Raw genomic sequence first — 423 nt, forward strand, 5'->3', positions numbered from 1 at the left:
TTCCAAATTTTTAAAGAGCAAGAGAATAACTTCTCAGAGTTAAAAACTCTCAGTTTATTTAAGAAGTAAACTAAGTAAGAGTGCTTATCTTTAAGAAGTGGTAGTAAAGTGGTGGAGCTAAGCAGGATCGAACTGCTGACCTCCTGCGTGCAAGGCAGGCGCTCTCCCAGCTGAGCTATAGCCCCACATTACTAGGAATACATTGTTTGTTCGCACTTCTTTTTGAGGTAAGGCATAAAGCGAAGAAGTTTAGTTATCCTAAACGACGAGCTTTATAACGCAGCATCGAGAAGAAGTGGTGGGTCTGAGTAGACTTGAACTACCGACCTCACGCTTATCAGGCGTGCGCTCTAACCAGCTGAGCTACAGACCCAAACAATGTTGTGTTCTCTAATTCTAATCAACAATCATCTGTGTGGACAC

2 tRNA genes are annotated in these 423 nt (G+C 42.6%); both read right to left on the minus strand.

Going from position 1 to position 423, the window contains the following annotated elements:
• Window positions 1-109: 109 nt before the first annotated feature.
• Window positions 110-185, minus strand: a tRNA-Ala gene (locus tag N480_RS16220).
• Between the two features lie 111 nt (window positions 186-296).
• Window positions 297-373 (minus strand) — tRNA-Ile (locus N480_RS16225).
• Window positions 374-423 lie beyond the last annotated feature (50 nt).

The organism is Pseudoalteromonas luteoviolacea S2607 (genome assembly GCF_001625575.1).
Lineage (GTDB): Bacteria > Pseudomonadota > Gammaproteobacteria > Enterobacterales > Alteromonadaceae > Pseudoalteromonas > Pseudoalteromonas luteoviolacea_E.